The following is a 23870-nucleotide window of genomic DNA, read 5'->3' as shown; positions in this document are numbered from 1 at the left end:
CGTGCGCCCCGTCCTCCACGGAGATGTCAGCGCTGCGGCACGCGCCCTGTTGGCCGTGCCGCAGCGCAGCCGCCGAACGCTCTGCTTCAAGATGATGGTCGAGGCTGAACTGGCCGACCGCCATGTCCGGCGCACAGGGCGGCTGCATCCGCTCTATGGTAACGGATCCCTGATGACAGCCGCGCGCACGCGGGAACTGGCGGATGAACCGGGCTTTGACGATCCGGACTATTGCCAGTGTTTTGAGATGGTTTTGCGCCTGCTGATACGACGTCAGACCCGACAGATGCAGGGTTGACTTCTCGCTGGACCGAGAGGTGCCAGCACCCTCTTGGGACACATTCATTTTGGCTATGTTGCAGATCACGGGTTTGCGTTTGGCGTTTTTGTCACTAAATGGCATGCTAGGCGCAGCAAAGGATCAAAAGCCATGTTTGAAAAGCGCAGCCACGTGACCCCCGTTGACCCGGTCTGGAACCGGATCACGACCGAGGCCCATACCGCCGTTGAGCAAGAGCCCCTGATGGGCGGGTTGGTGCATGCCTGTATTCTGCATCACCGCAGTCTCGAACGGGCATTGTCGTACCGCGTGGCGGCCAAGCTGTGTTCGAACGAGATGTCGATGATGGTCCTGCGTGAGATCGTGGATGAGGCTTATGCCGATGACCCAAGCTTGTTGGAGGCCGCCCGCGCGGACCTGATGGCCGTCTATGAACGCGACCCAGCTTGCCATCGCCTGCTACAGCCGATCCTTTATTTCAAGGGCTATCAGGCGATGCAGGCCTATCGCGTGGCTCACTGGTTGTGGCGCACGGGACGGCATGATCTGGCCTATTTCTTCCAGATGCGCTCGTCCGAGATTTTCGGCATCGACATTCACCCCGCCGCCAAGATGGGCAAGGGGATCATGATCGACCACGCCCATTCCATCGTTATCGGTGAAACTGCGGTGGTCGGCGACAATGTCTCGATGTTGCATTCCGTGACACTGGGCGGGACGGGCAAAGAAGAAGAACAGCGCCATCCCACCATCGGTGATGGAGTTCTGATTGGTGCGGGCGCTAAAGTGCTTGGCAATATCCAGGTCGGTCACTGCAGCCGGATCGCCGCCGGATCGGTAGTGTTGCAAGAGGTTCCAGCCTGCACGACAGTTGCTGGCATTCCTGCAAAGATCGTGGGTGAGGCGGGCTGCGATCAGCCGTCGGTCTCGATGGACCACATGCTGGGCAAGGACCAGTAAACCTCAGTTCGAGCGGTTGTTCTTTCGGTTCAGCCGCTCTTGCCGTCTGCGCTCTCGTCGTTCCTTACGCTTTTCAATGCGCTTCTGGCGCTCGGCTTTTTGCTGGGCAATCACTTCTGGATCGCTGGATTTGAACCTGGAGTTCTCGCCCGGATAACTGTTGGGTTTTGCAACTGCCGTGTCAGCCGCAATCGCGGTCGCGGCAATGACGAGCAGGATCTTGGTCAGATCAGAAAAGCGCATAGGCCACCTTTGGGGTTCAAAACCATCAGTTTCAAAGGTGGGAAAGTGCGGTTGCGCGGGCAACCCTCAGGGCGATCACGCTTGCTCACATCGTGACTGTGATCGCGAGAGCACCCGCCGAGGTCGGCCCCCGGCGGGCAGAGTTTGATCAGGCCAGCATGACCATCGGGTTTTCCAGATTTTCGACGATGGCTTGCAGCAACTGTGCCCCAAGCGCACCGTCGATGACCCGGTGATCCACCGACATCGTGACGGACATCACGGTGGCGACCGTCAGCTCTCCGTCTTCGCCTACGACCGGCTTCTTTGCTCCGGTGCCAACAGCCAGAATACCGGCATGTGGCGGGTTCACGATGGCGTCGAAATTATCGATGCCGAACATGCCGAGGTTCGAAACCGCGAAGGTGCCGCCCTGGTACTCATGCGGGGCCAGCTTTCGTTCGCGGGCGCGACCGGCAAGGTCCTTCATCTCGGTCGACAGGGCAGACAGCGACTTGGTGTCGGCATCCTGCAGGACCGGGGTGAACAGACCGCCTTCGATCGCAACGGCAACGGCCACATCGGACGGTTTCAGTTGCAGAACCCGGTCGCCCGCCCATACGGCGTTGCATTCTGGAACTTGCTGCAGCGCGTTGGCGACGGCTTTGATGATGAAGTCATTGACGCTCAGCTTCACGCCACGACCTTCCAGCTGCTTGTTCAACTGGCTACGGAACGTGAGGAGCGCGTCCAGTTTGATATCGCGGCGCAGATAGAAATGCGGGATGGTCTGTTTGGCCTCGGACAGGCGCGCGGCGATGGTCTTGCGCATGCCGTCGAGCTTGATTTCCTCGTAGTCGCGAGTTTCGTACATCTTGGCCACAGCATCTGCTGATGGGCCAGCCGGTGCCGCCGCTGCGGGCGCGGCTGCTGCGGCAGGCGCCGGTGCGGCGGCTGCTGGTGCTGCGGTTGCACCTTCGACATCCGCCTTGACGATGCGACCATGCGGGCCTGAGCCAGTGATCTGTGCCAGATCGAGGCCCTTTTGTGCCGCGATGCGACGGGCCAGCGGTGAGGCGAAGATACGGCCACCATCGGCCTTTGCGGGTGCTGCCGGAGCAGGGGCAGGCGCCTCAGATGCCGCTGGCGCGGCGACCTCGTTGCCCGCGGTGGCTGCAGGTGCAGCCGCGGGCGCTGCGGCAGGCGTGGTGCCAATATCATCGGCGCTTTCGCCATCTTCCAGCAGAACCGCGATGGCGGTGTTGACCTTGACCCCCTCAGAACCTTCCGGGATCAGGATTTTGCCGATGGTACCCTCGTCAACGGCCTCGAACTCCATCGTGGCTTTGTCGGTTTCGATCTCGGCCAGAAGGTCGCCAGAGGAAACGGTATCACCCTCTTTGACCAGCCATTTGGCAAGGGTGCCTTCCTCCATCGTCGGTGAAAGGGCGGGCATCAGAATTTCTGTTGGCATCTGTCTCGCTCCTTACCGGTAGGTCACTTGTTTCACGGCGGCGATCACCTCATCCGTGGTGATCAGGGCCAGCTTTTCGAGGTTCGCGGCATAGGGCATCGGAACATCCTTGCCGGTGCAGTTGATGACCGGCGCGTCGAGATAGTCGAACGCTTCCTGCATCACGACCGAGCTGATGTAGCTGCCGACCGAACCTTGCGGCCAGCCTTCTTCGACCGTCACCAGGCGGTTGGTCTTCATCACCGAGTTGATGATCGCGCCTGTGTCCATCGGACGGATGGTGCGCAGGTCGATGACCTCGGCGCTGATGCCCTCTTCGGCCAGTTTGTCGGCGGCTTCTAGTGCATATTGCATGCCGATGCCGAAGCTGACGATGGTCACATCCGAGCCTTCGCGCCAGATGCGGGCCTTGCCCAGAGGAATGGCCAGGTCATCCACTTGTGGCACGTCGAAAGTGCGTCCGTAGAGGATTTCGTTTTCCAGGAAGATAACCGGGTTGGGGTCGCGGATCGCTGACTTCAGCAGGCCCTTGGCGTCGGCTGCCGAGTAGGGCATGACGACCTTCAGGCCGGGGATCTGCATGTACCATGCGGCGTAATCCTGAGAGTGCTGCGCGGCCACGCGGGCTGCGGCACCGTTGGGACCACGGAACACGATGGGGCAACCCATCTGACCGCCGGACATGTAGAGTGTCTTGGCGGCCGAGTTGATGATCTGGTCAATCGCCTGCATGGCGAAGTTGAAGGTCATGAACTCGACGATGGGTTTCAGGCCACCGAAGGCGGAACCGACCGCGATGCCGGCAAACCCATGCTCGGTAATCGGGGTATCGATCACGCGTTTGGGGCCGAACTCATCCAGCAGGCCCTGGCTGATTTTATACGCGCCCTGATACTCGGCGACTTCTTCGCCCATCAGGTAAACGTCTTCGTCTCCGCGCATTTCTTCGGCCATCGCGTCGCGCAGCGCTTCGCGGACGGTCTCGGTTTTCATTTCCGCGTCGGCTGGCCAATCGGGCGACAGGTCCACAACCGGAGCGGCCGGGGCGGCAGCTGCCGGAGCAGGGGCAGGGGCCGCCGCAGGGGCGGCCTCGGTCACCGCTGCGGCTGCGGGGGCAGCCGCGGGCAGGGCGGAGGCGTCTTCGCCTTCTTCTACAAGGATCGCGATGGGGGTATTGACCTTGACCCCCTCGGTGCCCTCGCTGATCAGGATTTTGCCGACGATACCTTCGTCAACGGCCTCGAACTCCATAGTGGCTTTGTCGGTTTCGATCTCGGCCATGATGTCGCCGGAAGATACGGTGTCGCCTTCCTTGACCAGCCACTTGGCCAGCGTGCCCTCTTCCATTGTGGGCGAAAGGGCGGGCATGAGAATTTCGGTTGCCATGTCTTATTCGTCCTCTCAGGCGTAAATATCTGTCCAGAGCTCGTCCAGCGACGGCTCGGGGCTTTCTTTCGAGAATTCGGCGGCCTGGTTGACGACCTCTTTGATCTCTTTGTCGATCGCTTTCAGGTCATCCTCGGTCGCGTGTTTGCCGGTCAGCAGCAGCTCACGCACATGTTCGATGGGGTCGCTTTGTTCGCGGACCTTCTGAACCTCTTCGCGGGTGCGGTACTTGGCCGGGTCGGACATCGAATGGCCACGATAGCGGTAGGTCTTTACCTCAAGGATGTAGGGGCCTTTGCCTGCGCGGCAGTGTGCGACGGCTTTCTCGCCTGCGGCTTTGACCGCGAGAACATCCATGCCGTTGACCATTTCTCCGGGAATCCCGAACGCCTGACCGCGGTGGTAGATATCTGCCGAGGAAGTCGAGCGTGCTTGCGCGGTGCCCATCGCATATTGGTTGTTTTCGATCACGAAGATGACCGGCAGGTCCCAAAGAGCGGCCATGTTGAATGTCTCGTAGACCTGACCCTGGTTGGCTGCACCATCGCCAAAATAGGTGAAGGTCACGCCGCCGTTTTCTTTATACTTATCGGCGAAGGCCAGACCCGCGCCCAGCGGGACCTGAGCACCAACGATACCGTGGCCGCCGTAGAAATGCTTCTCTTTCGAGAACATGTGCATCGAGCCGCCTTTGCCCTTGGACAGACCGCCCTCGCGCCCGGTCAGTTCGGCCATCACGCCGCCCGGATCCATGCCACAGGCCAGCATATGGCCGTGATCGCGATACGAAGTGATGCGTTTGTCGCCTTCTTTTGCTGCAGCCTCAAGGCCGACAACAACCGCCTCCTGTCCGATGTAGAGGTGGCAGAAACCACCAATCAGACCCATACCGTAAAGTTGCCCCGCCTTTTCTTCGAATCGACGGATCAACAGCATTTCGCGGTAGTAGGTTTTCAGCTCTTCCGCAGAAACGTTTGGTTTCTTTGTGGTTTTTCGCGCAGCCATTGTGGCGATCTCCCCCTTTCGGACAGATAGTTTAGCGTTAAACTATCTTTTAAAGCATTTCTTGCGATCTGGCGAGCGTAAATATGACGCAGCGTAGCTTCGCGCAATTGATGCAGAGAGGGAAAGGGGGTTAGCGGATGACGATTTCATCCGCGCGGATCATGCCCAGAACGGATCGGGCCTGTTGATCCAGCAGGTCGAGATCAAGGTAATTGTCCGAGAGGCGACGGGTGAGGTTTTCCATCTCGGAAATCTCAGCTTTGAGCGCCGCAAGGTCGCGTGACAGGGCGTCCCGTTCCGCCGAAATCTCGACCCGTCGGAACAGGCCATAGTCTCCTTGCACGGCGGCGAAGGTGAAATATACACCCAGCATAAAAGCCACCGAAAAGAAAAAAACTGCGCCCAAACCGGGCCGATGGGAACGGGACACTCTGTTGACCGCCGTATGAAGTCTGCCTCAATAACGGGCCCTTTGTGGGCCTCTGAATGCACTATGTCACAGGTGATTCGGGATGTGAATCCCCTGATTCGCAAAAATTGCGTGGATGAGTCAGATTGTCTTACGGCACGGGTTGAAGCGTGCCGTGATGATCACTGCTCCAGCGCTGCGACGCCGGGCAGGGTCTTGCCCTCCATCCATTCCAGGAAGGCTCCGCCAGCGGTCGAGATATACGAGAAATCCTTGGCCGCGCCCGATGCGTTCAGGGCGGCAACCGTATCCCCGCCACCCGCGACCGAGATCAACTGACCCGCGCGCGTCAGCGCAGCGGCTTTCAGGGCGGCGGCGTTGGTGGCGGCGTCAAACGGCTCCAACTCGAACGCGCCGAGCGGGCCATTCCAGATCAGGGTCTGGCTTTTGCCGAAGATCTCGGTGATTGCGGCGATGCTTTCGGGGCCTGCGTCCAGGATCATGCTGTCCGCGGGGCACTGATCGGCGGGCAGGACCTGATGCGGCGCGTTTGCCTCGAATTTCTCAGCGACCACTACATCAATGGGCAGCACGATGGTGCAGCCGGATGTTTCGGCCTTGGCCAGAATCTCTGCGGCGGTGTCCTTCATCGCGGTTTCGGCCAGCGATTTTCCGACATCAACGCCCTTGGCGACAAGGAACGTGTTCGCCATGCCGCCGCCGATGACCAGATAGTCGACCTTGTCGATCAGGTTGCCCAACAGCTCCAGCTTGGTTGAGACTTTCGCGCCGCCCACAACGGCGGTCACAGGGCGTTTAGGCGCGCCCAGAGCGCCCTCCAGTGCCTCAAGCTCGGCCTGCATCAGGCGACCGGCGCAGGCGGGCAGCAAACGGGCCAGCGCCTCGGTCGAGCTGTGGGCGCGGTGCGCGGCCGAGAACGCGTCGTTGCAGTAGACATCGCCCAGACGCGCCATGCCAGCGGCCAGATCGGGATCGTTCTTGGTCTCAGCCGCGTGGAAACGGGTGTTTTCCAGCAGCAGAACCTGACCGGGCTGCAAGGCGTCGGCAGCCAGGGCAGCCTCAGTGCCCACGCAATCGGCTGCAAACAGGACTTTCGCGCCGAAAGCAGACTCCAGAGTTGGGACAAGTTGGTTCAGCGACAGGTTTTCGCGACGTTCACCGCCGGGACGACCGAAATGGGCCAGCAGGATGGGTTTACCACCGGATGCCAGAATGTGCTGCACCGTGGGAACAATGCGCTGAATACGGGTGGCGTCGGTCACAACGCCGTCAACAACCGGCACGTTGATATCCACGCGCACCAGCACGCGTTTGCCGTTCAGGTCCATATCGTCCAGTGTTTTCCAGCCCATCGCGCAATCCTCGTGTTTTGATACCCTTTGGGCGGTTCTTTTCCTGCATTTTGCCCTCAGGTCAATGCGTCACTTGGCATTCAGGCGCTTGGCGCATAGGTATTTGCGCAAGACAAACGACAGGAGGGCCAGATGGCCGAGATCAAGGATCCCGAAAACACAATCATCATTGAGCTAAAAGACGGCAATGTCGTCATCGAGCTGTTGCCTGACGTGGCACCTCTGCACAGCGCTCGGATGAAGGAGCTGGCCCGTGGAGGCGAGTATGACAACGTGGCCTTCCACCGTGTGATTGACGGCTTCATGGCTCAGACCGGCGACGTCCAGCACGGCGACATGGAAGACGGGTTCAACATCCGCATGGCAGGCACCGGCGGGTCGTCGCTGCCCAACGTTCCGGCGGAATTCTCGAAACTGCCGCATGACCGTGGAACGCTGGGCGCGGCGCGCTCGCAGAACCCGGACTCGGCCAACTCGCAGTTCTTCATCAACTTCAAGGACAACCACTTCCTGAACGGTCAGTACACTGTCTATGGCCGCGTGATCGACGGGATGGAGCATGTGGACGCTATTGTACGGGGCGAGCCGCCTGCGAGCCCGGACCGCATGATCAGCGTCAAGGTTGCGGCAGATGCATAAGCTCGCCGCCGCTTTTGTCCTTTTGGCCAGCCCCGCGCTGGCCACTGGGCTGCAGATCGAGGTTGAGGGAGAGGCCAATGGCACCATCACCGTCGACTTGTTCGAAGACGTCGCGCCCAAGCACGTGGAACAGATCACCGCGCTCGCCAACGCGGGTGAATATGACGGGGTCGTCTTCCACCGCGTGATCGAAGGGTTCATGGCCCAGACCGGAGACGTTCAGTTCGGCAACCAGACCAAGGACAGCTTCAACGCTGCCAATGCGGGTCGTGGTGGCTCGGACCGTCCTGACCTGCCGGCCGAGTTCTCGGACATCACCTTTGATCGCGGTGTGGTCGGCATGGCGCGGTCTCAGAACCCCAACAGCGCGAACTCGCAATTCTTCATCATGTTCGAGCCGGGACCATTTTTGGATGGCCAGTACACCGTTGTCGGTCAGGTCACGGACGGAATGGACGTTGTTGATGCCATCAAACGCGGTGCGGGCCAGAACGGTGCCGTTGTCGGCCAGCCTGACGCGATGAAAAAGGTCACGGTGACCGAGTAACGAAAAACCCCGGCGCGGTGCATGCGCCGGGGTTTTCCAAGGGGATTGAGACTGGGGTCAGTCGTCGCCCATTGCTTTCCAGATCAATGCACCGATTGCACCCCCGATCAGCGGGGCGACCCAGAACAGCCACAGTTGTGCAAGGGCAGGGCCATCCGCAAACAGGGCCACGCCCGTGGACCGCGCCGGGTTGACCGACGTGTTTGTGACCGGGATTGAGATCAGGTGGATCAGGGTCAGGGCCAGACCGATCGCGATCGGTGCAAAGCCTGCAGGCGCTCCGCTAGAGGTCGCGCCCAGAATGATGACGATGAAGAACGCGGTCAGTACGATCTCGATCACCAGCGCGGACATCATGGAATACCCTTCGGGCGACGCCTCGCCATACCCGTTCGAGGCAAATCCACCGACACCTTCAAAACCGGGCGCACCGCTGACGATCACATACAGCACTACCGCCGCTACAATTGCGCCCAGCACCTGAGCGACCCAATAAGGTAGCAGGTCTTTGGCGGGGAAGCGCCCTCCGATCATCAGGCCGAGGCTGACCGCGGGGTTGAAATGCCCGCCCGAGATATGGCCAACCGTGTAGGCCATGGTCAAAACGGTCAGGCCGAAGGCGAAGGAGACACCAAGCCATCCGATGCCGACATCAGCGACCCCTGCTGCCAGAACCGCGCTACCGCAGCCGCCCAGAACCAGCCAGAACGTGCCGAAGAATTCGGCCATGAGTTTTGATGACATGAATAGTCCTCCGTTAATCAATGAGGACCAGAGTAATTCAAAAACTGTGATTTGTGAAACCTGCGTTTGGGGGAATTTTCACGGCCTGCGCATCAGTTAGGCCTTTCACCCCATGTCGCGGGATCGAGATTGAACAGCGCGGACAGCTGTTCGTAGACCTGCGGCACTGCCTTTTGCAGCGCGTGAGGGCGCTCAAAAAACACCTCGACCGAGACGGCAAAAAACTCCTCATGGCCCTCAGTGCCGTAAGGGTCGATGACAGTGCGATGTCCGGCCTCTACCGCCGCGACATGGTCGGAATAGGCTGTCAGAAAAACCTGTTCCCACTCAGCATAGCTTTGCCCCTTCGCTAGGACCGGAACCCCGTTGGTGCCGCCTGACAGGTCGTCGATCTGGTGCGCGAACTCATGGAACACCACGTTGTGCCCGTCATGGTCATTCATCGCGCCCTGCTTGCTATGTGCCCATGACAGGATCACCGGCCCACGGTCCCAGCTTTCACCGGTTCGGATGATCTCTTTCTCGGTCACGACATAGCCGCTGCGCCTCTGCTGCCGAGACTTGAAGGCGCTAGGGTAGATCAGAACGGTCGTCAGATTGTCGTACCAGGTGTTGGTGTTCACCACGAGCAGACAGGCTTGCGCGGCGATAGAGAGTTGCATCTCATCGGTGACTTCCAGCCCGTCGCAGCCATAAAAGCTCACCTGTTCCAGAAACAGGTTGATCTTGCCGTCCAGTTTCTCACGCAGGTCGGCGGGAACACGTTGGAGGATGGGGACCTGCACCGCGATGATGCGCCGGTCATCTTCGCTGAGCGGCTCGGCCAACAGCGCTGCGCGTGCCTTTTTCCGGGACCACGACCAATACAGAAACGCGCCTGCGACGGCTGCGACAAGAGCAAAAAACATCCACATGGGTGGAGTTTAGCCGCATCAGTTCAGGCTTGGAACTGGATTCAGAGCAAGGTCTGCCGTTGAATCGAAAACGCCGCAGGATGGCCTGCGGCGTTTCAAAAATCCGGGTTGGATTTGTTTTACTGTTTGACTTCCGCGGCCGGGTTGGCACCCGGTTTTGCGCCGCGGCCAGGGTTCAGGGGATCGTCCTGACGCTGAACCGAACCTTCGAAATGCGCGCCGCTTTCGATGGCGATTGTCTTGTGGATGATGTCGCCTTCGACACGTGCGGTCGAGGTCAGGCGGACCTTCAGGCCACGCACGCGGCCCACGATGCGGCCGTTGACCACAACGTCGTCTGCGGTGACTTCGCCCTTGATCGTCGCGGTTTCGCCAATGGTCAGCAGATGCGCGCGGATGTCGCCTTCGACAGTGCCCTCAACCTGAATGTCACCGGTTGTCTTGATATTGCCGGTGATATGCAGGTCCGAAGACAGGACCGATGCGGGCGGCTTGGGCTTGGGCGCAGTGCTTGCCTTGGGCTCAGAAGGGGCAGGGGCCGCCGGAGTCGCCGGAGCGGCAGGTTTCGCCGCCTCAGATTCCTTGGATGCGGGCTCGTTGATTTTGCTCTTAGAAAACATTTCTCGCAGCCTTGATGTAAGTCATTGGGTTTACAGGTTTTCCGTTCACGCGCACCTCATAGTGCAAATGCGTGCCGGTGGACCGTCCGGTGCTACCCATATCAGCAATATGATCCCCGCGCGAGACCCTTTGGCCGACCTTGACGTTGATCTTGGTGTTATGAGCGTAAAGTGTCTCAATCCCGAAGGCGTGTTTGATCTTTACAAGGCGTCCAAAGCCGGATTGCCAACCGGCATGGGTGACCACGCCATCTGCGGTTGCAAAGATATCGGTGCCTTGAGGACCCGCGAAATCAACGCCGTTATGCATCCGGCGTCCGCCCGTTTTGGGGTCGCGGCGAGTGCCGTAGCCGCTGGTAAACCGCACAGCGGAATGAACCGGATTCGCAAAGGGCGCTTTTTCGGCCGCCAGACGATACAGGTTCAGTTGATCCATTTGTTGCAAAAGCTGGTTTGCGCGCACCTCGTCGGCAGAGATGTCACTCTCCTCGCCGCGGGTGCTCAGGGATAAAGGGGTCAGCGGACCGCCCATACCGCTATATCCGCGCCGCACCTCTTCGATGATGCGATCGGTGGGCATGCCCGCCTGACGGAACATCTTGTCCAGAGGTTCGACCGAGATCACCATCGCCTCTTCCAGCTGGCGGAAAATCTCGTCGCTGCGTTCCTGCATCAGCCGGATTTCCAGCTCCAGATTGTCGCGCTGGTCCAGAGCATCACGCGCGTCGGCTGCGATCTGATCACGTTCTTCCGCGGTGCGGGTCAGCGCGTCGGTCATAAACTCCATCTGCGCCGGGGCCGAGGCGGCTACGACATAGGTGTCGGTTGTATCCGCATCCTGCTGGACTTTGGCTAATTCGCCACGGGCCTCTTCGCGTTGCTTCATCGTGGCGCGCAGGGTGGTCTGGATCACCTCGATCCCGGTCTCCAACTCGCGCCGACGGTTTTCCGAGGCCAAAAGCTCGGACTGCATCGCGGACACTTGTGCCAGAGCCGCGTTGAACCTGTCCTGCGCCGCCAAGGCTTCTTGCGCGCGGGCGTCGCGTTCGGCGGACAGGATGTTGAGGCGTTCTTGATAGGTGGCCTGATCGCGTTTGGCTTGCTCGCGGAAGTTGCCAGATCCGATGCTATCCATAAGAAGAATCGCAGTGGCGACGGCGGTCCAGCCAACCATGACCGCAACACCGGCCACCGCAGCGATCTGCGTTTCCGAGCTGAGCCGGATGTACCGTGTGTCTTTGTCAGACTTCAGAAAAACCCGGCGTTCCGGGAAATGCCGTTCGAGCAGCGAGTGAAATTTAATTGCCAGACGTGTTCTCACGCGTCTTACCTCTCATCCCCAAGATCGGGACCGGTCGTGGTGCAATAGCCGTCCCTTGGACGGGATGCTTAATGGGGTCTCAGCTTTCGGGCAAGTTTGTTGACCAATTTGTCGTCGAAGGTGCAGTTTTCCCCCTACGGATCGGCGAAAACCTGCCGAAATTAACCTTTAACCTCAGTCTGAGACCTGACCCGGCGCGGGCATATCCTCGGTTAGCGGCCAGTAGAAGTCCGGCGGCAATCCTGCCTCGGCGCGTTTCTCTTCGTTAAAGGGCGGTTTTAGGGCACCGTGGAAATAGCGCCGAACCAATTTGTGGAAGACGTCCTTGGGGTCAGCGTTTTCGCGTCCGCACAAAAAATGGAACCATTTGGAACCATAGGCGACGTGGCCGACCTCTTCCGCATAGATCACTTCAAGCGCGGCGATTGCCTGTTCGGCCTTTGCCTTGCGAAAGATGTCGATCATGCCGGGGGTGACGTCCAACCCGCGAGCCTCTAGCACCATGGGAACCACGGCTAGGCGGCCCATCAGATCCTCGGCAGTGTCTTCGGCGGCGCGCCACATGCCTGCATGGGCGGGCAGCGCGCCGTAGAAGCTGCCCATCTGTTCAAGACAGTCGCAGACCATCTCGAAGTGGCGCGATTCCTCTTCGGCGCATTTGACCCAGTCATCATAAAAACCGATCGGCATGGGCACGTGACCGAAGCGGGCGATGATGTCCCAATGCAAATCCACCGCGTTCAGTTCGATATGCGCAACGGCGTGCAAAAGCGCGATGCGTCCGGCCTCGGACCCCGGTTTGCGCTTTGGCACTTCGCGCGGTGAGAGCAGCTCGGGCTTTTCAGGGCGTGCAGGGTTCAAAGGCGGGGTGGCGGTGCCGATTTCTATCGCGTCATCCTCGCCCTTGCGCGATGCGAGCCACGCGGCGGCATGGCGTTTGGACAGGGCGGTTTTCTCCCGCCCGTCCGCTGTTGTCAGAACCTCGGTTGCCATCTGGGTCAGTGTTTTTGGCACTGGTACGCTCCGCCTTGTCGTGTCTGGGCCGGGGATAGACCGGATGGCGCGCGGGGTCGAGGGGGGCTACATTGCCTTAACGGCTTCAAGCACTGCATCCACGTGGCCCGGCACTTTGACCTTGCGCCAGACCTGCGCGATGCGGCCCTCGGCGTCGATCAGGAAGGTCGAGCGTTCGATGCCCATGGATTTGCGCCCATACATGTTCTTTTCGACCCAGACGCCGTAATCCTCACAGACGGTCGAGTTTTCATCCGACAGCAACGGTGTGGTCAGATCGTGCTTGGCGACAAACTTGTCATGCTTGGCCACGCTATCGCGCGAGATGCCGAAGACCTGAGCGCCCGCATCAGCAAAGGCCTGAAGCTGTTCCGAAAAACCAATGGATTCCTTGGTGCAGCCCGGCGTATCATCACGAGGATAAAAGAATAAAACGACGGCATTGCCGCGCAGATCCGCGAGGGACACCTCACCGCCGCCATCTCGGGGCAGGGTGAAATCAGGGGCCATGTCTGAAATTTCGGGCATTGGAAACTCCGCTAAAGGTTTTTAAACGCTGCCCGATATCATAGGGCAACGCGGACGGGTTGAAAGGCGTGGAACGCAAATTGGTGCAGCAGGATCAGGACAATAGCGAAGCGGTCAGCAAGCCGAAACCTCGCCGCTCGCGCCGTCGGACGGCGGGCATCTGGACGTTGCGGGGCGTTGTTTTGCTGGTCGTTCTGGCTGCGGTCACGGGCTTCATGGTGCTGGGCCAACGCATGCACGCCCCGGCCTGGCTGCGCAATCACGTTGAGGCGCGGTTGGAGGAGAATCTGGGCGGCCTCCAGATCCGCTTTGGCGATGTCAGTTTTATCATTCACGAAGGCTGGCGGCCCCGTTTGCGTTTAACGGATGTGTCCATCAGTGATCAGGCCGGACAACAGATCGCCCAAGTTTCGGATATGCGGGCCAGCCTGGCGATGCGGCCCTTGCTGCGCGGTCATGTGCGGCCCAAGCGGATCATACTCAGCGGGGCGCAGATCGCCCTGACCCGGGGTGAGGACGGCGCGCTGACCCTGACAGTGGGCACCGGCAGCGCGCCGGTGCAAAGCGCATCGAACCTGGCCGAATTGATCGAGGCGGGGGATGAGGTGTTTCTGTCTCCCGCCCTGTCGGCGCTGACCTCGGTGCAGTTGGATGCGATCACGCTGGATTACCGCGATCTGCGGCTGGGACGGTCCTGGATTTTGGACGGGGGCCATATTCAGCTGACCCGCAATGACGATGACATGCGGCTGGCGACCGGGTTCTCGGTTCTGTCCGGGCGTGACTATGTCAGCCAGATCGAGGCCAACTACACCAGCATTCTTGGCACGCCCGAAGCGCGTTTTGGCGTAACGATCACCGACCTCCCGGCCGAAGATATCTACGGCCAAAGCCCGGCGCTGGCGTGGTTGCAGGTTCTGAAAACGCCGATCTCGGGCGCGGTGCGGGGCAGTGTGGATGGTTCAGGCGCTTTCGGCCCTGTTTTTGCGACGCTCAATCTGGGGGCCGGGGCGGTGCAGCCGAATCCCGAGACACGCGCCATCCCGTTCGACTCTGCACGCACTTACTTCACCTATGATCCCATCCAGCAAGAGCTGGACTTCAACGAGGTCTCGATTGATTCTGCCTGGGGATCGGTTCAGGCAGTGGGCAAAGCCTATCTGCAAGGGGTCGAGAACGGCACGCTCGACAGTCTGGATGCGCAGCTGCGCCTGTCGGGGATCAACGTGAACCCAGCCAACCTGTTCCCCGAGCCGTTGAACCTGACACGGGCCGATCTGGACGTTCAGATGAAATTCGCCCCGTTCCGGCTGCGCGTTGGTCAGATGACGATCGAGGATGGAGGCCATCGCGTGCGGGCCTCGGGCCTGTTGGTCGGGTTGGCCGACGGTTGGTCAGCTGATCTGGATGCACATCTGAATCACATGAACTCGGAAGAGGTTCTGAACTACTGGCCACAGCGTCTGGCGCCGAAACCGAGGGAATGGGTGACCAAGAATCTCTCCAAAGGGGCCTTGTCGGACATGGATTTCGCGCTGCGTTTGCGCCCCGGCAATAAACCCGACATCTATCTGGATTTCGGGTTCGAGGATGCCACCGTCCGTTTTGCCAAGACACTGCCACCGGTTGAGGGCGCGCAGGGGCAGGCCAGCCTGATCGAGGATCGCTTTACCGCAACCGCGCAGCAGGGGGTGGTGATGGCCGATCAGGGCGGTGCGGTGGATGCCTCGGGGACGTCCTTCATCATTCCCGATACGGAAATCAAAAAGTCGGCTCCGGGGATTGCGCGGATCAGTGCAAAGGGCAGTGTCACCGCCGCGTTGTCTCTGTTGGATCGTGCGCCGCTCAGCCTGCTCAGCAAAGCAGGTTTGCCGGTCGATTTGGCCGACGGAACTGTGGCATTGACGGGTACGCTGTCCTTGCCGCTGATCAAGGGGCTCAAGTTTCAGGACACGCAGTTTCACTTTGCGGGCACGCTCGGGGATCTGAGCAGCGAACGTCTGGTGCCAGGATTTTCCGTCAGCGCGCCGATGCTGGAGTTGACCGGAGATCAGACCGGCGTGCAGGTCGAAGGGCAGGGTCTGTTCGGCGATGTGCCGTTGCAGGCCAAATGGCAGCAGCCCATAGATGGCAAGACCGCACAGCGCAGCACCGTGACGGGTAAGATCGAGTTGTCTCAGAGACTGATGGCCGAATTGAAGGCCGGGCTGCCGCAAAGCTTCCTCAGCGGGTCCGGTACGGCTGATTTTACGCTGGGCATCGGCGCAGGCGCGCCGCCTCAATTGTCGGCCTCATCCGATCTGGTGGGTGTCACGCTGGCCATCCCCGAGCTTGGATGGCGCAAACCGGCGTCAACCAGCGGTACGCTGACCGCTGATGCAACACTGGGTGACGGGCTGAAGGTCGACGCCCTGAACCTGCAGGCAGACGGGTTGCGGACCGCGGCGTCAATCACCTTCCGAGAGGGGGAGTTTGACCGCGTAACCTTCAGCTCGTTCGATCTGGGCGATTGGCTGGCAGTTCCGGCCGAGCTGATCGGGCGGGGCAACGCCGCGCCCGACATTCGCGTTCTGGGCGGGGTGCTGAACCTGGGCCGCGCCACATTCGGCGGGTCCGAGGGTGGCGGCAGCGGGGAAGGTGCCGGTCCGAAACTGGATGTGACGCTCGACCGCCTGCAAGTCACCGAGAGCGTGGCCCTGACCGGCTTCAAAGGCGAATTTCAAACGACCGGAGGGGTCAACGGCGCGTTCAATGCCCGCGTCAACGGTGGGGCTGACGTGCAGGGCCAGCTCAGCCCGCGGGGCGCGCGCAGTGCGGTTTCGCTGACCTCGAATGATGCGGGGGCCGTCCTGCGCTCGGCGGGTTTGTTGACGCAGGCACGGGGCGGAACGCTGGACGTGCAGCTAGAGCCGGTCGCCGCCGCTGGTAGCTATGACGTGATCCTGCGCATCGTCAGCACCCGCATTCAGGACGCGCCCGCGATGGCCGCGCTGCTGAATGGGATCAGCCTGGTCGGGCTGCTGGATGAGATGGCGGGGCAGGGCATCTTTTTCTCGTCCATCGACAGCCGGATGCGGATCACTCCGACCGAGGTCAAGATCCTCAGCGGCAGTGCGGTTGGCCCGTCGATGGGCCTGTCTTTTGACGGCACAGTGGACACGGTGGCCGGAATGCTGAACCTGCGAGGCGCGATATCGCCGATCTACCTGCTGAATGCCGTGGGCAGCGTCTTTACCAAGAAGGGCGAGGGGATCATCGGGTTCAACTATACCCTTACAGGGCCGTTGACGGATCCGAAGGTCTCGGTCAACCCGCTGTCGGGCCTCGCGCCACTGTTCCTGCGCAACCTTCTGCGTCCTGCGGCCCCGACGGTTTCTGACGGGCCCAATGCCCAACCGCGCAAACCGGATGAGCCCAAACGAACCTATGGCGCACCCAAAAGCGACCGTTAGATCGCTTCGGATTAAACCCGAGGCATGAATACCCAGCCATGCTTTCTGCGTTCTCGGGGCATTCGTGTCACCCAGTGATTCAGGCAAAACCCGAAACGCTTTAGGGGATATGGCCGAATCTCTTGCGGGCTTGTATGGCGCGGCCATGAAACTCAGCGATTTTGATTTCCACCTGCCCGAAGACCTGATTGCCACCCGGCCCGCCAACCCGCGCTCGTCCGCGCGTTTGCTGGTGGCCGAGGGTAAGGTGATCTCGGACAGCCATGTTTTTGATCTGCCCAACTGGCTGCGCCCCGGCGACCGGCTTGTGTTGAACGATACGCGCGTGATTCCTGCAAGGCTCAGCGGGCGAAGGCATCGCGACAGCGCGCAGGGGCCGGTTTCGGCAGCAATCGAGGCGACATTGCTGGAGCCTCAGGCAGACGGCTCCTGGACCGCGCTGATCAAGCCGCTGAAAAAGGTCAAACCGGGCGAGACGATCGTGTTCTCGGATGATCTCAGCGCGACGCTGGACCGGGTTGAAGATGGGCAGGCCTATCTGCAGTTCAACCTTAGTGGTGAGGATTTTGACATCGCATTGGAACAGGCCGGTGCGATGCCCTTGCCGCCCTATATCGCCGCCAAACGCCCGGCGGATGAGCAGGACAAGACGGATTACCAAACCATCTGGGCGCGCAACTCGGGCGCTGTGGCCGCGCCGACCGCGTCGCTGCATTTCGATGATGCGTTGATGGCGGCACTGGCCGGGCGCGGAGTGGATTTCAGCCACGTGACCCTGCATGTGGGCGCGGGAACCTTTCTGCCGGTCAAGGTCGAGGATGTGACGACCCACAAGATGCATGCAGAATGGGGCCGGGTCAGCCAGCAGGCTGCGGATGAGATCCGCGCCACCAAAGCGGCAGGGGGCCGGGTGATCCCCGTTGGCACGACAGCGCTGCGCCTGATCGAAAGCGCCGCGCGCGGTGGGCAGATTGCGCCTTGGGAAGGTGAAACCGACATCTTCATCTATCCGGGCTTCCAGTTCCACGTGACAGACGCGCTGATGACCAACTTCCATCTACCCAAATCGACCCTGCTGATGCTGGTTTCGGCCCTGATGGGGCAAGAGCGTATGCGTTCGGTCTATGCCCATGCAATTGAACACAAATATCGGTTCTTCTCATATGGGGATTCATCCCTGTTGATCCCCTGAAGTGCGCAGCGACGACATTGTTGGTAGTGGAATGTCGTAGACAGGCGCGATCCGTACTGGTTTTGATCACATAACGACTCGCAACTCAGCTAGGCACACCCCGGAGGCCCAAATGATTCAGGTTCTGTCCACCGCTTGGGCGCTTCTTCTCGGCATGGGCTTGCTGATGGTCGGCAACGGCCTGCAAGGCACCATTCTGGGTGTTCGCGGTGAGATCGAAGGCTTCTCGACCCTTGAGATGTCCTTTGTGATGTCGGCCTATTTCATGGGGTTTCTGGGCGGGTCGCGCCTTGCGCCCGAGATGATCCGCAGGGTCGGCCATGTGCGCGTGTTTGCGGCGCTGGCCTCGTTCATTTCCGCCGTCATGATCATGTACCCGATGCTGACCGAACCGGTCGCATGGTTCCTGGGGCGCATCGTGATCGGCTTCTGCTTCTCGGGCGTGTATGTGACCGCTGAAAGCTGGCTCAACAACGCGGCCAGTAACGAGAACCGGGGGCAGGCCCTGTCTCTCTATATGATTGTGCAGATGCTGGGGATCATCTCGGCACAGGGTTTGGTTCTGCTGGGTGACCCTGCCGGGTATGAGACATTCGTGATCGCGTCGGTGGTGGTTTCCGTTTCATTCGCGCCGATCCTTTTGTCAATTTCTCCGACACCGGCGTTTGACACCACCAAACCCATGACCCTGCGCGAGTTGATGGGCAAATCCCCTTTGGGCTGCGTGGGTATGTTCCTGCTGGGTGGCGTGTTCTCGGCGCAGTTCGGCATGGCCGCGGTTTATGGCGCGCGCGCCGGGCTGAGCCTGATCGAGATTTCGACCTTCGTGGCCGCGTTCTACATCGGCGCTATCGTGCTGCAATACCCGCTGGGATGGTTCTCGGACCGGATGGATCGGCGTTTCCTGATCCTGCTGGCGGCAGCCATAGGTGGTGCCAGTGCCATAGCTGGGATGGTGCTCGGGGCGAGTTTCCCGATCCTTCTGGTCACCGCTTTCTTTATTGGTGGTATGTCAAACCCTCTCTATTCCCTGCTGATCGCTCATACGAACGATTTTCTGGACCGCGAGGACATGGCCGCTGCATCTGGTGGTTTGCTTTTCATCAACGGTTTGGGCGCGATTGCAGGCCCGCTGACTACAGGTTGGTTGATGGGGGACGAGATCTTTGGACCTCCGGGCTTTTTTCTGCTCATCGCGGCGTTGCTGCTGATGTTGGCAGGCTACTCAATGTATCGCATGACCCAGCGCGCAGCGATCCCTGTCGACGAAACCGGCACCATGTCGCCCCTGTACCCGTCCGCATCCCCTGTTGCGCTTGAGCTAGCCCAGGAAGTGGCCATCGAAGCCGCCGAGGCCGAAGAAGAGGCACAAGATGTTTCCGCTAACGCATAAATATGTCCGAAATGTAGTAATATTTTACTGTTACAATTCTGTAAAACAGCCTTAAATAACTTTAGGTCCCTGGGGAGGGCAAAACACGGAGTTAAGGGCAATGGTTGGTCCTGAAGACGTACTGAGTTTTTGGTTGGATGAGGTCGGCCCCAAGGGGTGGTACATACAGGATGACGCGCTGGATCAGCAGATCCGCGACAGGTTCCTGACCGCTTGGGAAGCCGCGACAGAGGGCAAGTTTTCGCTCTGGCTTACTTATCCCAGCGGGGCGCTGGCATACATCATTCTCACAGATCAGTTCCCGCGCAACATGTTCCGGGGTAAAGCACGGGCCTTTGCGTCGGATCGGGCAGCTCTCGCCGCTGCGAAATGCGCGGTGGACAAGGGCTGGGATCTGAAAATCGACGAACCCGCACGGCAGTTCTTTTATCTGCCGATGATGCACTCCGAGAACCTGTGTGATCAGGAACGCTGTGTGCGTCTGATTTGCCAGAACCTCAGCAGCGAAGATTCCAGCAACCTGTTGCACGCCCGCGCGCATCGTGAGGTGATCCGGAAATTCGGCCGCTTTCCATATCGGAATGAGGCGCTGTCACGCACCCCTACCGTGCATGAGGCTGCCTATGTCAACATGGGCGGCTATGGCGCCACTGTGCGTGAGTTGCAATCAGCCGGTTAACTTTCGGACCCACATCCACGGATTGCAATGACCCGGTCGGCTACCACGTCGGCCGAGGTCTCAATTGCATGATCAATCAGCTGGTCGGGCGATTCAGCTAGTTGGGTAAAACCTGCCTGAAGGGTTTGCAGCTTGGTTTCCATCGCATCCAGCTTGTCCAGCGCTGCCGACAGGCGCAGGGCAGCTGCACTGCCGCCGCCCTGATTATCCTCTTGAATGCGGGCCAAATCACTGCGCAGCCCGGACAGTTGCTCGCGGATACCCTGCGCCTCATCCCGCAACGGGGTAACAACTTGCATCTTTTCCGACAGGCCCGAGGTGACATCCTCTACGGTCGAGGCCAGTTTCCACCCCAAAAACAGACAAAGTGCGACAAGGATCAGCGTTGCATTCAGAAGTGCAAGGAGAAGGTCTTTGAAGGTCTTGGCCATGATTAAGTCTTTCGAATGCTTTGTGAATATAAGGCGGGCGAAAACCCTGGGTGTTCTTTTCTAGCCTTTGAAAAAGCTTGGGTATAGGCTGAAAACTGCACGTATCGACAATAACATACCGGCGTCGCTTTTGTCGCGGTATGACTATATTGATGCGTCATGAGAAATAGTTTAATGCTAAACTAAATTTCCAACCGACCTGGGCCGAGAGGGACACATGGCTGAAAAATCTTTTGATCTGATCGTAATCGGTGCTGGTCCGGGCGGCTATGTGGCCGCAATCCGCGCGGCGCAGTTGGGCCTCAAGACCGTCGTGGTCGAGCGAGAGCATCTGGGCGGCATCTGCCTGAACTGGGGCTGCATTCCGACAAAGGCAATGTTGCGATCCTCGGAAGTCTTCCACCTGATGGAGCGCGCGAAAGACTTCGGCCTGACGGCGGACAAGATCGGCTACGATCTGGACGCAGTGGTCAAACGCTCACGCGGGGTTGCGGGCCAATTGTCAGGCGGGATCGGCCACCTGCTGAAGAAGAACAAAGTCAGCGTTGTTATGGGCGCGGCGACGATTGCCGCAAAAGGCAAAGTTTCGGTCAAAACCGAAAAGGGCACCGAAGAGCTGACCGCCAAGAACATCGTGCTTGCCACTGGCGCACGTGCGCGTGAGCTGCCGGGGCTCGAGGCGGATGGCGACCTGGTCTGGACCTATAAACACGCACTGCAGCCGCCGCGGATGCCGAAGAAACTGCTCGTCATTGGCTCGGGCGCGATCGGGATCGAATTCGCCAGCTTCTACAACACGCTGGGCGCGGATACGACCGTGGTTGAAGTGATGGACCGGGTGCTTCCGGTGGAAGACGCCGAGATCAGCGCATTTGCGAAGAAAGCCTTCACCAAGCAGGGCATGACCATCATGGAAAAAGCCATGGTCAAGCAACTTGACCGCGGCAAAGGCAAAGTCACGGCGCATATCGAGGTCAAAGGGAAGGTCGAGAAGCACGAGTTCGACACCGTGATCTCGGCTGTTGGCATCGTCGGCAATGTCGAGAATCTGGGCCTTGAGGCACTGGGCGTGAAAATCGACCGCACGCATGTTGTGACTGATGAGTACTGCCGCACCGGTGTGGATGGCCTCTATGCGATTGGCGACATCGCCGGCGCGCCTTGGTTGGCGCACAAGGCGAGCCACGAAGGCGTCATGGTGGCCGACCTGATTGCAGGCAAACACGCGCATCCGGTCAAACCCGAAAGCATTGCAGGCTGCACCTATTGTCACCCGCAAGTGGCCTCGGTCGGCTATTCTGAAGCCAAAGCCAAAGAGCTGGGCCACGACATCAAGGTCGGCCGTTTCCCCTTCATCGGGAACGGTAAGGCGATTGCGCTAGGAGAGCCTGAGGGCATGATCAAGACGATCTTTGACGCAAAAACCGGTGAGTTGCTGGGCGCGCATATGATCGGCGCGGAAGTGACCGAGATGATTCAGGGCTACGTTGTAGGTCGTCAGTTGGAGACGACGGAAGAAGACCTGATGAACACTGTCTTCCCGCACCCGACGCTGTCAGAAATGATGCATGAGAGCGTTCTGGATGCGTATGATCGCGTAATCCATATGTAAGGGGTTAGGGGGCGCTGCCCCCGCCGCGGCAAGCCGCGACTCCCCCGAGGTATTTATAGCCAGATGAAGCATGGGATCCGTCCTTCATCTGGCCGAAAATACCTCGGAGCGCGAGGCAGAGCCTCGCAAAAGACTTCTACGAATTCAAAGCATCGAGAATGCGGACCCAAGAGCGGATGCCCTTGTGGAAGCTTTTGACATCGTATTTCTCATTCGGCGAGTGGATGGCATCGTCGTCATTGGCATAGCCGACCAGCATCGAATCCAGTCCCAGAACAGTGTCGAAATAACCAACGACCGGGATTGAGCCGCCCATTCCGGTGAATACGGCCTCGCGGCCCCATTCGTCAGACAGTGCTGCGCGGGCGGCTTCGAATTCAGGGCGGTCCAGATTCATGACCGATGCTGGAGACCCTTCCAGGTCATTGTCCCAGACAACTTTGGCGTCCGGGGACAGGCGCTCTTGCACATGGTTGCGGATTTTTTCGCGCAGGGCATCGGGGTCCATGTCGCCGACTAGACGGCAGGTGATTTTGCAATGGGCTTCCGACGGGATCACCGTTTTTGATCCGGCGCCGTTGTAGCCGCCCCACAGACCATTGACCTCAAGCGTGGGGCGGGCCCATTGCTGTTCCAGCGTGGAATAGCCTTTCTCACCGTGCGGTTCGCTGTAGCCCACCGAGTTCAGGTATTCGGCTTCGTCGAAGCCGCAGTTTTCCCACTGGCGCAACTGATCTGCCGGGACCTCGTGAACGCCCTCGTAGAAACCTTCGACAGCGACGCGTCCGGTTTCATGGTCATAGAACGAGGCCACGATCCGGGACAATTCGCGCAGAGGGTTCAGGCCGGGGCCGCCGTAGTGGCCGGAATGCAGGTCGATGCGGGGGCCGACGATGGTGAACTCATCCTTCAGCATTCCGCGCAATTGCGAAGCAATCGAGGGCACTCCGCGGGACACCATCGAGGTGTCGCAAACCAGGGCCAGATCGGCCTGCAATTCGTCTTTGTTCGCTTCAAGGAATGGCACCAGCGAGGGCGAGCCTGATTCCTCTTCACCTTCGAAGAAAAAGGTGATGCGGCAGGGCAGGGTGCCGTGGACAGCTTTCCAGGCGCGGCAGGCCTCGACAAAGGTCATCAACTGGCCCTTGTCATCGGACGAACCACGGCCGCGAATGACGGGTCCGTTCTCGGTCTCTTCTATCGCAGGGTCGAACGGATCGCGGTTCCACAGGTTCAGCGGGTCGACGGGTTGCACGTCATAGTGCCCATAGAACAACACATGCGGACCTTCACGGCCTTCGCCTACATGCCCCACGACCATCGGATGGCCAGGTGTTTCACGTTTTTCTGCTGCGATCCCAATGCTCTGCAGGTCCGATACCAACCAATCTGCGGCTTTGTCGACCTCTGCTTTGTAGGCGGGATCCGTTGAGATGGACTGGATGCGCAACAGCTCCATCAGGCGGTCGATCGAGGTTTGCAGATCAGAATCGATCCGGCTCAGCACGGCGTCTAGCGACATAACAGGGCTCCTGCATGGGAATGGATTTGTGCGAACCCTACCAGTGTTGGCGCTGCCGTCCAGAGAAGAGTGTACAGCCGTGCCCCCTTGTAACTGACCGGAATATAGCTTTGTACCTGCGTCGTTTCCCCGCGTCTATTAGACGTAAGTTTA

Annotated in this window: 23 protein-coding genes; 9 read left to right on the top strand and 14 right to left on the bottom strand. The window is 59.7% G+C overall.

Annotated features, from left to right (window positions below; all coding sequences use genetic code 11):
• Position 1: 1 nt before the first annotated feature.
• Positions 2 to 298, top strand: a complete 297-nt coding sequence (locus AC2FD8_RS04275) for a DUF7742 family protein (protein WP_496854197.1) — start codon at positions 2 to 4, stop codon at positions 296 to 298.
• A 132-nt stretch (positions 299 to 430) separates the two neighbouring features.
• Positions 431 to 1240, top strand: coding sequence for a serine O-acetyltransferase (gene cysE, locus AC2FD8_RS04270; RefSeq protein ID WP_496854196.1), 810 nt, complete (start codon positions 431 to 433; stop codon positions 1238 to 1240).
• A gap of 3 nt (positions 1241 to 1243) precedes the next feature.
• Here cysE and AC2FD8_RS04265 read toward each other — a convergent pair whose 3' ends face one another.
• From AC2FD8_RS04265 to AC2FD8_RS04240, 6 genes are all read right to left on the bottom strand, one after another.
• A complete protein-coding gene (locus AC2FD8_RS04265) occupies positions 1244 to 1483 on the bottom strand; it encodes a hypothetical protein (RefSeq protein ID WP_496854195.1) in 240 nt (79 codons plus the stop codon).
• A 148-nt stretch (positions 1484 to 1631) separates the two neighbouring features.
• Complete coding sequence (locus AC2FD8_RS04260; protein ID WP_496854194.1) at positions 1632 to 2936, bottom strand: pyruvate dehydrogenase complex dihydrolipoamide acetyltransferase; 1305 nt, start codon at positions 2934 to 2936, stop codon at positions 1632 to 1634.
• 12 nt (positions 2937 to 2948) lie between these two features.
• Positions 2949 to 4322 (bottom strand): pyruvate dehydrogenase complex E1 component subunit beta, encoded by a 1374-nt coding sequence (locus AC2FD8_RS04255; RefSeq protein ID WP_496854193.1) that lies wholly within the window; start codon positions 4320 to 4322, stop codon positions 2949 to 2951.
• 15 nt (positions 4323 to 4337) lie between these two features.
• Positions 4338 to 5327, bottom strand: a complete 990-nt coding sequence (gene pdhA, locus AC2FD8_RS04250) for a pyruvate dehydrogenase (acetyl-transferring) E1 component subunit alpha (protein WP_496854192.1) — start codon at positions 5325 to 5327, stop codon at positions 4338 to 4340.
• Positions 5328 to 5457: 130 nt separating this feature from the next.
• Complete coding sequence (locus AC2FD8_RS04245) at positions 5458 to 5757, bottom strand: FtsB family cell division protein (protein WP_170374006.1); 300 nt, start codon at positions 5755 to 5757, stop codon at positions 5458 to 5460.
• Positions 5758 to 5918: 161 nt separating this feature from the next.
• Positions 5919 to 7109, bottom strand: a complete 1191-nt coding sequence (locus AC2FD8_RS04240; RefSeq protein WP_496854191.1) for a phosphoglycerate kinase — start codon at positions 7107 to 7109, stop codon at positions 5919 to 5921.
• A gap of 132 nt (positions 7110 to 7241) precedes the next feature.
• On the opposite strand from AC2FD8_RS04240, the gene AC2FD8_RS04235 reads away from it, so the two are divergent.
• Together AC2FD8_RS04235 and AC2FD8_RS04230 are read left to right on the top strand one after the other, a co-directional pair.
• Positions 7242 to 7748, top strand: a complete 507-nt coding sequence (locus AC2FD8_RS04235; RefSeq protein WP_170374004.1) for a peptidylprolyl isomerase — start codon at positions 7242 to 7244, stop codon at positions 7746 to 7748.
• Positions 7741 to 8295 carry a peptidylprolyl isomerase gene (locus AC2FD8_RS04230; RefSeq protein ID WP_496854190.1) on the top strand — a complete coding sequence of 185 codons (555 nt, stop codon included), beginning with the start codon at positions 7741 to 7743 and terminating at the stop codon, positions 8293 to 8295. Before AC2FD8_RS04235 ends, AC2FD8_RS04230 begins: the two co-directional genes overlap by 8 nt.
• A gap of 57 nt (positions 8296 to 8352) precedes the next feature.
• Here the strand turns inward: AC2FD8_RS04230 and aqpZ are convergent, their stop codons facing one another.
• From aqpZ to AC2FD8_RS04200, 6 genes are all read right to left on the bottom strand, one after another.
• Complete coding sequence (aqpZ, locus tag AC2FD8_RS04225) at positions 8353 to 9039, bottom strand: aquaporin Z (RefSeq protein WP_496854189.1); 687 nt, start codon at positions 9037 to 9039, stop codon at positions 8353 to 8355.
• Between the two features lie 92 nt (positions 9040 to 9131).
• On the bottom strand, positions 9132 to 9947 hold the full coding sequence (locus tag AC2FD8_RS04220) for a M90 family metallopeptidase (RefSeq protein WP_496854188.1): 816 nt from the start codon (positions 9945 to 9947) through the stop codon (positions 9132 to 9134).
• 125 nt (positions 9948 to 10072) lie between these two features.
• Positions 10073 to 10573: a bactofilin family protein gene (locus AC2FD8_RS04215; RefSeq protein WP_170676405.1), complete on the bottom strand. Its 501-nt coding sequence runs from the start codon at positions 10571 to 10573 to the stop codon at positions 10073 to 10075.
• Positions 10563 to 11894: a DUF5930 domain-containing protein gene (locus AC2FD8_RS04210; protein ID WP_496854187.1), complete on the bottom strand. Its 1332-nt coding sequence runs from the start codon at positions 11892 to 11894 to the stop codon at positions 10563 to 10565. Before AC2FD8_RS04210 ends, AC2FD8_RS04215 begins: the two co-directional genes overlap by 11 nt.
• 174 nt (positions 11895 to 12068) lie before the next feature.
• On the bottom strand, positions 12069 to 12887 hold the full coding sequence (locus AC2FD8_RS04205) for a ferritin-like domain-containing protein (protein ID WP_496854411.1): 819 nt from the start codon (positions 12885 to 12887) through the stop codon (positions 12069 to 12071).
• Between the two features lie 87 nt (positions 12888 to 12974).
• Complete coding sequence (locus tag AC2FD8_RS04200; RefSeq protein ID WP_170488993.1) at positions 12975 to 13436, bottom strand: peroxiredoxin family protein; 462 nt, start codon at positions 13434 to 13436, stop codon at positions 12975 to 12977.
• Positions 13437 to 13504: 68 nt separating this feature from the next.
• Between AC2FD8_RS04200 and AC2FD8_RS04195 the strand changes: the two genes are divergently transcribed.
• The 4 genes from AC2FD8_RS04195 to AC2FD8_RS04180 all read left to right on the top strand — a co-directional run bounded on the left by AC2FD8_RS04195 (position 13505) and on the right by AC2FD8_RS04180 (position 20152).
• Complete coding sequence (locus AC2FD8_RS04195) at positions 13505 to 16888, top strand: YhdP family protein (protein ID WP_496854186.1); 3384 nt, start codon at positions 13505 to 13507, stop codon at positions 16886 to 16888.
• A 145-nt stretch (positions 16889 to 17033) separates the two neighbouring features.
• Positions 17034 to 18080 (top strand): tRNA preQ1(34) S-adenosylmethionine ribosyltransferase-isomerase QueA, encoded by a 1047-nt coding sequence (gene queA, locus AC2FD8_RS04190; protein ID WP_496854410.1) that lies wholly within the window; start codon positions 17034 to 17036, stop codon positions 18078 to 18080.
• Positions 18081 to 18192: 112 nt separating this feature from the next.
• Entirely contained in the window at positions 18193 to 19473 is a 1281-nt protein-coding gene (locus AC2FD8_RS04185) for an MFS transporter (RefSeq protein WP_496854185.1), read from the top strand.
• A gap of 100 nt (positions 19474 to 19573) precedes the next feature.
• A complete protein-coding gene (locus tag AC2FD8_RS04180; protein ID WP_496854184.1) occupies positions 19574 to 20152 on the top strand; it encodes a DUF924 family protein in 579 nt (192 codons plus the stop codon).
• Here the strand turns inward: AC2FD8_RS04180 and AC2FD8_RS04175 are convergent.
• Positions 20149 to 20583, bottom strand: coding sequence for a hypothetical protein (locus AC2FD8_RS04175; protein ID WP_496854183.1), 435 nt, complete (start codon positions 20581 to 20583; stop codon positions 20149 to 20151). The genes AC2FD8_RS04180 and AC2FD8_RS04175 overlap by 4 nt on opposite strands.
• A gap of 217 nt (positions 20584 to 20800) precedes the next feature.
• Here AC2FD8_RS04175 and lpdA point away from each other — a divergent pair, with 217 nt between their 5' ends.
• Entirely contained in the window at positions 20801 to 22195 is a 1395-nt protein-coding gene (gene lpdA, locus AC2FD8_RS04170) for a dihydrolipoyl dehydrogenase (protein WP_496854182.1), read from the top strand.
• A 136-nt stretch (positions 22196 to 22331) separates the two neighbouring features.
• On the opposite strand, the gene AC2FD8_RS04165 is transcribed toward lpdA, so the two are convergent.
• Positions 22332 to 23717, bottom strand: coding sequence for a dipeptidase (locus tag AC2FD8_RS04165; protein ID WP_496854181.1), 1386 nt, complete (start codon positions 23715 to 23717; stop codon positions 22332 to 22334).
• Between the last annotated feature and the right edge of the window lie 153 nt (positions 23718 to 23870).

This window comes from Ruegeria sp. YTSC192, from assembly GCF_059609705.1.
The sequence above is the reverse complement of the archived record's forward strand: the minus strand, read 5'-3'. Positions and strand labels throughout refer to the sequence as shown.